This window comes from Streptomyces sp. NPDC054847, from assembly GCF_053610925.1.
Map to the genome: position 1 here is coordinate 1 of NZ_JBSGZJ010000288.1, position 9,378 is coordinate 9,378.

Sequence of the window (9,378 nt, forward strand, 5' to 3'; positions counted from 1 at the left end):
ATCCTGAAGGATCCGGGCCCTCTTCTTCAGTAGCGGGGACAGGATTTGAACCTGCGACCTCTGGGTTATGAGCCCAGCGAGCTACCGAGCTGCTCCACCCCGCGTCGTTGTGTTGCAACCTTACCACGACGCGGGATGGTGCCTGCTCAGCCCGGTGGTCCTCAGTCCCCCGGTGCTCCTTCGTCCGGTTTCGCGTCCGGTTCGGCGCCAGGCGTCGCCTCGCCACCAGGCGCGGACTCCGGCTGTGCCTTCTGCGCGTCGGCCGCCCGCTGCAGCGCGGCCTCCAGGGCTGCCTGCGCCTTGCCGTACGCGGCCCAGTCCGTCGGGTTCTTCTCCAGGGCCGCCCTGGCGTCGTCGTACGCCTGCTGGGCGTCCGCGATGGCGTCCTGGAGCGCAGCGTCACCGGTGGCAGGCGGTTCGGTGGGCTCGGTGGGCGGCTCGTCCGGATCGGTCGGCGGAGTCTCCTCGTCCGGTGCCCCCTCCGCGCCGAAGACCTGACCGAGCGCGCCGGCGAGGTCGTCGGCGAAACCGATCTTCTGGCCGTAGACGACCGCGACCTTGCTCAGGAGCGGGAACTCGGATCCGCGTCCCTGGGCGTAAATGGGTTCGACGTACAGGAAGCCTCTGTCGAGCGGAACCGTCAGCAGATTGCCGTACTTGATCGTCGAATCCGCGCCCTTGAGGTCACGGACGTAAGTGGCGATGGGCCCGTGCCGGTTGAGCCGGCTCTGCACCTGCTCGGGTCCGTCGACATTGTCGTCCGTCACCCGCAGCAGTTGGATGCGGCCGTAGTCGCTGCTCTTGGCGTCGGCGTCGACCGCCATGAACGCCCGCAGGTTGGGCCGTCCACTGGGGGTGAACGTCGTCGTCAGCGAGAACTGCTGCGCCTTGTCGCCCGGCAGCTTCATCGACAGGTAGTACGGCGGAACCGCGTTGCTGTCCGACTTGGTCGGGTCGTTGGGCACCTGCCAGGCGTCACTCGCGTTGTAGAACTGGCCGGCGTCCGTGACGTGGTAGAGGGCGAGCAGCTCGCGCTGCACCTTGAACATGTCCTGCGGGTAGCGCAGGTGCTCCCTCAGCTCGGCCGGGATGTCGCCCTTGGCCTTCACCGTGCCGGGGAAGGCCTTCTTCCAGGTCTTCAGCACCGGGTCGTTCTCGTCCCACTCGTACAGCGTGACGGTGCCGTCGTAGGCGTCGACGGTGGCCTTCACCGAGTTGCGGATGTAGTTGACCTGGTTCTGCTGCGCGACCACCGCGCGCTGCCGGTCGGTCAGCGAGTCGGCCGTGGTGTCACCCAGCGTCGTACGCGAGGCGTAGGGGTAGCCGTTGGTGGTCGTGTAGGCGTCGATGACCCACTGGATCCGCTTGCCGATCACGGCGGGGTACGCGTCGCCGTCGATCGTCAGCCACGGGGCCACCGCCTCGACGCGCTCCTTGGGCGTGCGGTTGTAGAGGATCTTGGAACCCTCGCCGATGGCGCCCGAGTACATGATCTGCGGCTCGCTGAAGGCGACGGCGTACGCGGCGCGGTTGAGCGGGCCGGAGACGTCGATGCCGCCCTTGCCCTTGTAGCTCGTGGTGACCTGGCCGCCGCCGTCCCGCTCGTAGTCCAGCTCCTTCTGGGGACCGCCCACGATCGAGTACTGCGTGGTCTTCTCGCCGTAGTAGATCCGCTGCTCGTAGTCGCCGAGCATGCCCTTGGTCGGCAGACCCGAATCCGTGAAGTCCGGGGCGCCGCTCGTGCCCGCGGCGGTGTCGGTGCCCTTGGCCGTGACAGCGCCGAAGCCGTGGGTGTAGGTGAAGTGGTCGTTGATCCAGTTGCGCTTGTCGACGCCTGCGAGGTTGAGCTCGCGCAGACCGATGACCGTGTCCTGACCCTTGTAGCGGTCGACGTCCAGGGTCGCCGGGAACTGGTAGTACTTCCGCTCCTGCTCCAGCTGCTGGAACGTCGGCGACACGATGTTCGGGTCGTTCATGCGGTAGCTGGCGGCGTCGTCGGCGTTCTTCCGCTGCTGGTCGGGGTCCTTCACCTGGCCCTTGCCCAGGTAGTCCGCGGGCTTGACGCCGTCGATCCCGTAGGCCTTGCGGGTCGCCTCGATGTTCTTCTCGATGTACGGCGCTTCCTTGGCCTGCTCGTTCGGCTGGACCTGGAACTTCTGGACTATGGCCGGGTACAGGCCGCCGATCAGGATCGCCGACAGCACCATCAGGCCGAAGCCGATCACCGGCAGCTGCCATGTGCGGCGCCACAGCGTCGCGAAGAACAGCAGCGCGCAGATGACGGCGATGCAGAACAGGATCGTCTTCGCCGGCAGGTAGGCGTTGGCGTCGACGTAGCGCAGGCCCGTCCAGTTGTCGGTGGCCTTGAAGTCACTGGACTTCACCGCGAGCCCGTAGCGGTCCAGCCAGTACGCGACGGCCTTCAGGGCGACGAACAGGCCGAGCAGCACCGACAGATGGCCGGTGGCCGCGGCGGTCGCACGGGCGCCGGGGCTGGTGATGCGCAGCCCGCCGTACAGATAGTGGGTCAGCGCGGCGGCGATCACCGACAGCACGACGGCCGCGAAGCCGAAGCCGAGCAGGAACCGGTACCAGGGGAGGTCGAACGCGTAGAACGCGACATCCATCTGGAACTGCGGGTCCTTCTGTCCGAAGGGGACTCCGTTGACCCACATCAGCCACGTACGCCACTGGCTCGTGGCGGAGGCACCGGCGATCAGCCCGACCAGGGCGGTGATCGCGAGCAGCACCCACTTCTTGTACGGGGCGATGCCCATGCGGTACCGGTCGAGGCTCTGCTGCTCCAGCGACATCGCGCTGAGCGGCGGCCGCAGCCGGTGGGCCAGCCAGATGTTCACCCCGACGGCGGTCGCCATCAGCAGACCGAAGACGGCGAACAGGCCGATCTTGGTCCACAGGGTGGTGGTGAACACGGACGAGTAGTCGACCGAGCGGTACCAGAGCCAGTCGGTCCAGAACCCGGAGAACATGACGAAGACCATGGCCAGGACGGCCAGGACACCCAGTGTCATGAGCAGGGTGCGGACGCGCCGGGAGGGCCGGCCCACTCTGATCCGTGGCCCTGTCGGGCCTCCGCCGCGGTCCGGCATCTGGAAAGCCAACGTGCGCCCCTCGAAGTTCGCGGTTGTGTGAATCGGGCCCCGCGATCGTAGAGCCCACTCATGCAACTTACTGAGGCTTTACCTAGTTCCCGTCGCGGGGCAGGAAGGAGGCAGGATATTGACCATGCCCAACGATTCCTCTTCCGGCCCCCCGATGGCCGCGAGCCCGCTCACCCGCGCCGTGCTTGAGATCGACGAGTACGCCTCCGGTCTCGGCTGGGACCAGCCGGCCCGGCTCTTCGCTCTCGTCGACACCCATCAGCTGCGTTCCCAGGAGCCGGGCCTCGCCCGCCAGCTCGGTCTGGACGGCGCCGACGACACTGCCGCGCCCCTCACCCCCGTCGAGCAGGACGAGATCCCTGCCGGCACCCCGCTCGACGAGTTCCTCGGCACCCTCGCCTGGCCCGACGCGGTGGCCGGCTGCGCCCTGACCGTGGAGCGCCTGATGCTGCCGCCCTCCGCGGAGGCCTCCGTACCGGTCGGCCTCGACGACGCGGCCCTCACCAAGTGGGTCGCCGAGCACCCGGACCGCCAAGAGGTCCGGATGACGGTGGCCGTGCTGCGCGACGGCACACGGGAGTCCGCACTGCGGCTGCGGGAGAAGGACTCCCCGACCGAGGTGCTGACCGGAGCCGGGCTGGTGCCGGGACTGGCCGAGGCGCTGGCCGCCACCTTCGAGGCGTAGGACCTCCCCCTCTCTCGAAGTGGGGTGGTCCACCCTGCCCTCCGGGGGCGCCCGGCCCCGGAGGGCTGCCTGTCCCTGCACCGTCCGACGCGTGCGGCGGAGTGCATGACAGCGGACATCACCAGGTGATCCCGCGGCAGGACCTGGCCGAGCGGCGCTTCCACCGCGCGCCGGTGGCGGGGTCAGCTCGCCGAGCAGCTCGGCAGGTCCGCCGTGGCGCCCGAATTGATCTTGGCCAGTGACTTCCGCGCGTCCTGGATGGTGTCCACCTTCACCAGCGTCAGTCCGTCCGGGATGTCGGAGACCGCGGAGGCGCAGTTGTCGCTGGGGGTGAGGAAGTACTCGGCGCCCGCGTTGCGCGCGCCGACGAGCTTCATCTCGATGCCGCCGATCGGCCCGACCTTGCCGGACTCGTCGATGGTGCCCGTGCCGGCGACGAACTTGCCGCCGGTCAGATCGTCGGAGGTGAGCTTGTCGACGATGCCGAGCGCGAACATCAGACCGGCGCTCGGTCCGCCGACATCGGCCAGATTGATGTCGATCTCGAACGGGAACGTGTGGTCGGTGCCTGCCTGGATCCCGACGATCGCCCGGCCGTCGTCCTCCGCCTTCACCGTCGGGACGGTGACCTTCTTGGTCCGGGTCGGCTCCTTGCCCGCCTTCTCCGCGGCGGCCGCCTCGTCCGCGGGCACCACGGTGAAGACGACGTCCTCGCCGGGCTTGTGCTTCACGACGAGCTTGGCGACGTCCTCCGGCTGCTTGATCGCGGTGCCGTCGACGGCACGGATGACGTCCCCGGCGTGGAGCCGGTTCTGCGACGGCGATCCCTTGACCACGGAGGAGACGACGACGCGGGCCTTGACCGGCATCTTCAGTTCACGCAGGGCAGCGACCTTGGCACTCTCCTGGGACTGGCTGAACTCCTCGGCGTTCTCCTGCGTCGACTCCTCCTCCGTCTTCCCGTTCGGGTAGAGGGTGTCGTGCGGCACGACGACATTGTCGTGTGCCACCCAGCCGTAGACCGCCTCGAGGAGGTTCATCTGGTAGTCGGCGCCGGTGACCCTGACCGTCGTCATGTTGAGGTGGCCGGTCGTCGGATACGTCTTGTGGCCCGAGATGTCGAGCACCGGTTCGCCGTCCGCGGACCCGAGAGTGTTCACCGTCGGTCCGGGTGACATCTCCGCGTAAGGGACTTTGAGGAACACGCCTGCGCAGAGCAGCGCAATGAAGATGAGGGTGGAGGCGAGCATCGTCGCGGTGCGGCGTGGCATGGAACGACAGTACGGGACATGCCTGTGGACGCACCGTCGGGGCCGGGCCGTCCGGGCCGCTCGGCGGCCGCGGATGGGGGGCGGTCAGGAGCGTGCGGCGTCGGTGCCGGAGGCGGTCTTGTCCATCGCGTCACGGAAGCGGGCATAGCCCGCGAGCTCCGCCACGTCACCGCTCGTACGGTCCCGTGAAGCCCAGCTCGCCCATATCGCCGCACCGACAGCAGCGAACAGCGGGATCAGCAACCAAGCCAGAACTGCCATCGCGACCTCCCTACCCCATGAGCACACGCAACCGAGTGATCAGCAGATTAGTCATCTGCCGGTTCAACGCTCACGGCAGGGGTGGGGTTACGCAAATCGGGCGGATGGGTACTGACCGCGTTTCAGCGGACAGACACCGGAAAATCATTCCGGCCGACCGCCCTCAGCACGCGCCCACCCACTCCTCCGTGCCGTCGGAGAACCGCTGGTGCTTCCAGATCGGCACCTCGTGCTTGAGGTCGTCGATCAGCTTCCGGCAGGCCTCGAACGCCTCGCCCCGGTGCGGGCAGGAAACGGCGACGACCACCGCGAGATCCCCGACCGCGAGGTCACCCACACGGTGGACAGCGGCGAGCGCCCGGACGGGATAGCCGGCGGCGACCTTCTCCGCGATGCGGCGCATCTCCGCCTCCGCCGTGGGATGGCAGGAGTAGCCGAGGGTGTCGACATCGGCGCCGCCGTCGTGGTTGCGCACGGTGCCGACGAACAGCGCGGTGCCACCCGCCGCGTCGTCGCCGACCGCCGCGAAGACCTCGTCGAGGGAGAGCGGCGTGTCGCGGATCGCCAGCAGACGGATCGGGTCCTGCGCCGCCTGCTCACCTGGATGGTCGTTCGTGCTTGCCATGCCGTCCATCGTGCCGTACTGCACCGACAACGAGGAATAGCCGGTTCGACCGTTCGGGGACGATCCTGTTTGGAGCCTCCTACAGCCTCCCGCGCCCGCCGCCTCAGATCCTCCGCCGTGCTTTGCGCGCCCGGCGGACCAGGGCCGCCGTACCGAGCAGCGCGACCGTCGCGCCCGCCGCGCCCGCGGCCGTGGCGTCCTTGCGGCCGAGGCGGCGGCCGGCCACCGTGTGCCGGCCCTCCACCTCCTCCAGGAGCGCGGCGAGCACCTCCTCGTTGGTCCACTGAGGACGCCAGCCTGCGTCGTGCAGGCCGCTGACGCTCACCACCCAGGGGTGCATCGTGTAGGCGAGGTCCCCGGCGGGCGAGGGTGTGAGCCCGATCCGGTGGAGCCGGGCCGCAGCGCCCAGGGCGACCGCCGAGGGCAGCTCCATGCGCCGGATGCCGCTGAGCTCCTCGACCTCCTCCTGCTCCAGCCACCCGTCGCATCCGACGGCGAGCTCGCCCTCGACCTTCTCGAGGGCGGCGTACTCGAGCGCGCTCACCAGGTCCTCCACGTGGCAGAACTGCCACATGGGCCGTGATCCGGCGACCACGAGCAGCCGCGGCGACTCGAAGTAGCGGGTGAGCGCGGTGTCGGTGCCGCCCACCAGGACGGCGGGCCTGACCACGGTGACGTTGAGACCGGGGTGGGCGCGCGGAGCCCGGCGGGCCAGCCGCTCGATCTCGAGGAGGTCGCCGACACCCGTCGCCTCCGCTGTCGCGCGCAGTTCCGCGTCCTCCGCTAGAGGGACGTCGTTGTCGGGATGCGCCCCGTAGACCATGGCGGAGGTGCACAGGACGACACGGTGGACACCGGCGGCAGCGGCGGCCGTCAGCACCGTCTGGGTGCCGCGCACGTTGTACGCGGTCCGTGCGGCGGGATCGGACTCCAGGTCGAGGTCGAGCGCCAGATGCACCACGACGTCGACGCCGCGCAGCTTCTCGGCGATGGCCGGGTCCCGCACATCGAGAATGTGCCACTGGGCCTCGGACACCTCGCCCCGGCGTTCGTCCAGGGCCACGACCTGCTTGACCTCCTCCGACGCGGCCAGGCGCCTCGTGAGGAGGTCGCCGACGCCGGTGGCGGCGCCGGTGACGGCGACGACGGGGCCACGGCCCGACGGCCCGCGGCCCCCGGCCGGGGTTGAGTGGTTTCGCGCTGCGCGAACCTGCGGATCTGGGGAACTCACCAGGCGTCTCCAGCGGTTGTCTTCAGTACGTGAGCGAATGACGCATACGCACCAGGTGGCGTCCATCCTGCCGCAGGCCCAGTGTCGGCGGAGCATCGAGCCCATAAGCGGTTCGGATGTCTACGCTGGATGGTGTTGTCGGGCAGTCGCCGCCGGCAGGAAGCCGGCGGCCCTACGAGCCGAGGAAACCCGTGAGTGACACCCCATTCGGATTCGGCCTTCCGCCGGAGGAGCCGGAGAACGGCGACGAGGGCAAGAAGAAGGATCCCGCAGGAGGTGGCCAGGGCTCCGGCGGGTCCTCCCCCGCCGACCCCTTCGGGTTCGGCTTCGGGGAGAGCGGCGGGGACAACCCCTTCGCGGCCATGTTCGGCTCCCTGAACCCGAACGACCTGGGCGCTGCCTTCCAGCAGCTCGGCCAGATGCTCAGCTACGAGGGCGGCCCGGTCAACTGGGACATGGCGAAGCAGATCGCGCGCCAGACCGTCGCCCAGGGCACGCCGGACGGCACCAAGGACGCGAGCGTCGGCCCCGTCGAGCGGACCGCTGTCGAGGAAGCCGTGCGACTGGCCGACCTGTGGCTGGACGGCGTGACGTCCCTGCCCTCCGGCGCGAGCACGGCCGTCGCCTGGAGCCGGGCGGAGTGGGTCGAGGCGACGCTGCCCGCGTGGCAGCAGCTCGTGGACCCGGTCGCCGAGCGCGTCGGCCTCGCCATGGGCGATGTGCTGCCCGAGGAGATGCAGGCCATGGCCGGGCCGCTGATCGGGATGATGCGCTCCATGGGCGGCGCGATGTTCGGGCAGCAGATCGGCCAGGCCGTCGGTGTGCTGGCGGGCGAGGTGGTCGGCTCGACCGACATCGGTCTGCCGCTCGGCCCGGCCGGCAAGGCCGCGCTCCTCCCGCTGAACGTGGAGGCGCTCGGCAAGGACCTCGGCGTGCCACGCGAGGAGGTCCGGCTGTACCTGGCCCTGCGGGAAGCCGCCCACCAGCGGCTCTTCGCCCACGTGCCGTGGCTGCGGTCGCATCTGTTCGGCGCGGTCGAGGGCTACGCCCGCGGCATCAAGGTGGACACCTCCAAGCTGGAGGACGTGGTCGGCCAGTTCGACCCCACGCACCCCGAGCAGCTTCAGGAAGCACTCCAGCAGGGCATGTTCCAGCCGGAGGACACCGCCGAGCAGAAGGCCGCCCTGGCCCGCCTGGAGACCGCTCTCGCGCTCGTCGAGGGCTGGGTGGACGCGGTGGTCCACGAGGCCGCCTCGTCGCGTCTGACGTCCGCGGGCGCGCTCCGCGAGACGCTGCGCAGGCGACGCGCCTCCGGCGGACCCGCCGAGCAGACGTTCGCCACCCTGATCGGCCTTCAGCTGCGCCCGCGCAGGCTGCGGGACGCGGCCCGGCTGTGGGCCTCGCTGACCGACGCCCGCGGCATGGACGGGCGGGACGCTCTGTGGGAGCACCCCGACATGCTGCCGACGGCCACCGACCTCGACGACCCGGACGGCTTCGTCCACCGCGAGCAGCTGGACTTCTCCGAGCTGGACAAGATGCTCGGCGAAGCGGCGGGCGGCCAGGGGCAGAAGCCCGGCACGGAGAAGGCCGACGACTCCGGGACGGACGAGGACGAGACCGACAAGTGAGCCTCCACGAAGACGCGCTCCTCGTCCTGAAGGACTACGACGGACAAGGGGGCCAGGCGGAGCTGCGCCAGACGTACCTGGACCACCTGCAGGCCCATCCGGACGGCATGTGGAAGTCCTGCGGGGCGGGACACCTGACCGCCAGCGCCCTGGTGATCGATCCTGAGCGCGGGCGGGTGCTGCTGACGCTGCACAAGAAGCTCGGCATGTGGCTGCAGATGGGCGGCCACTGCGAGCCGGGCGACACGTCCCTGGCCGCTGCGGCGCTGCGCGAGGCGACGGAGGAGTCCGGGATCCCGGGGCTGTCGCTGCTGCCCGGCGGTCCGGTCACTCTGGACCGGCACGCCATTCCGGCGCCGTGCCACTGGCATCTGGACGTGCAGTACGCGGCCCTCGCCCCGGCGGGAGCGGTCGAGGCCATCAGCGACGAGTCACTGGACCTGCGCTGGTTCCACTACGACGAGGTGGCCGGCGTGGCCGACACCTCCGTCGTACGGCTCATGGAGCGCACGCGGGAAGCTCTCCCGCACCAGTGAGGGCACGGGTAAGGGG

Annotated in this window: 8 protein-coding genes and 1 tRNA gene; 3 read left to right on the forward strand and 6 right to left on the reverse strand. The window is 69.8% G+C overall.

The genetic code is table 11. The features are described 5' to 3' along the window. Window positions 1-30 precede the first annotated feature (30 nt). Window positions 31-104, reverse strand: a tRNA-Met gene (locus tag ACWGH4_RS24315). Between the two features lie 57 nt (window positions 105-161). Beyond that, window positions 162-3,110 carry a UPF0182 family membrane protein gene (locus ACWGH4_RS24320; RefSeq protein ID WP_453464500.1) on the reverse strand — a complete coding sequence of 983 codons (2,949 nt, stop codon included), beginning with the start codon at window positions 3,108-3,110 and terminating at the stop codon, window positions 162-164. 136 nt (window positions 3,111-3,246) lie between these two features. On the opposite strand from ACWGH4_RS24320, the gene ACWGH4_RS24325 reads away from it, so the two are divergent. After that, window positions 3,247-3,807 carry a PPA1309 family protein gene (locus tag ACWGH4_RS24325; protein WP_453464484.1) on the forward strand — a complete coding sequence of 187 codons (561 nt, stop codon included), beginning with the start codon at window positions 3,247-3,249 and terminating at the stop codon, window positions 3,805-3,807. A 182-nt stretch (window positions 3,808-3,989) separates the two neighbouring features. On the opposite strand, the gene ACWGH4_RS24330 is transcribed toward ACWGH4_RS24325, so the two are convergent. The 4 genes from ACWGH4_RS24330 to ACWGH4_RS24345 all read right to left on the reverse strand — a co-directional run bounded on the left by ACWGH4_RS24330 (window position 3,990) and on the right by ACWGH4_RS24345 (window position 7,195). Beyond that, window positions 3,990-5,078 (reverse strand): YlbL family protein, encoded by a 1,089-nt coding sequence (locus tag ACWGH4_RS24330; protein ID WP_453464487.1) that lies wholly within the window; start codon window positions 5,076-5,078, stop codon window positions 3,990-3,992. 84 nt (window positions 5,079-5,162) lie between these two features. Continuing rightward, window positions 5,163-5,339, reverse strand: a complete 177-nt coding sequence (locus ACWGH4_RS24335; RefSeq protein WP_453464490.1) for a hypothetical protein — start codon at window positions 5,337-5,339, stop codon at window positions 5,163-5,165. A gap of 163 nt (window positions 5,340-5,502) precedes the next feature. After that, a complete protein-coding gene (locus tag ACWGH4_RS24340; RefSeq protein ID WP_441264095.1) occupies window positions 5,503-5,964 on the reverse strand; it encodes a molybdenum cofactor biosynthesis protein MoaE in 462 nt (153 codons plus the stop codon). A 103-nt stretch (window positions 5,965-6,067) separates the two neighbouring features. Continuing rightward, window positions 6,068-7,195 (reverse strand): SDR family oxidoreductase, encoded by a 1,128-nt coding sequence (locus tag ACWGH4_RS24345; protein ID WP_441264094.1) that lies wholly within the window; start codon window positions 7,193-7,195, stop codon window positions 6,068-6,070. A 191-nt stretch (window positions 7,196-7,386) separates the two neighbouring features. Between ACWGH4_RS24345 and ACWGH4_RS24350 the strand changes: the two genes are divergently transcribed. Both ACWGH4_RS24350 and ACWGH4_RS24355 read left to right on the forward strand, forming a co-directional pair. Then, window positions 7,387-8,826, forward strand: a complete 1,440-nt coding sequence (locus tag ACWGH4_RS24350; RefSeq protein WP_453464494.1) for a zinc-dependent metalloprotease — start codon at window positions 7,387-7,389, stop codon at window positions 8,824-8,826. Next, on the forward strand, window positions 8,823-9,362 hold the full coding sequence (locus tag ACWGH4_RS24355) for an NUDIX hydrolase (protein ID WP_453464497.1): 540 nt from the start codon (window positions 8,823-8,825) through the stop codon (window positions 9,360-9,362). The genes ACWGH4_RS24350 and ACWGH4_RS24355 overlap by 4 nt, the downstream gene beginning before the upstream one ends. The last annotated feature ends 16 nt before the right edge of the window (window positions 9,363-9,378 follow it).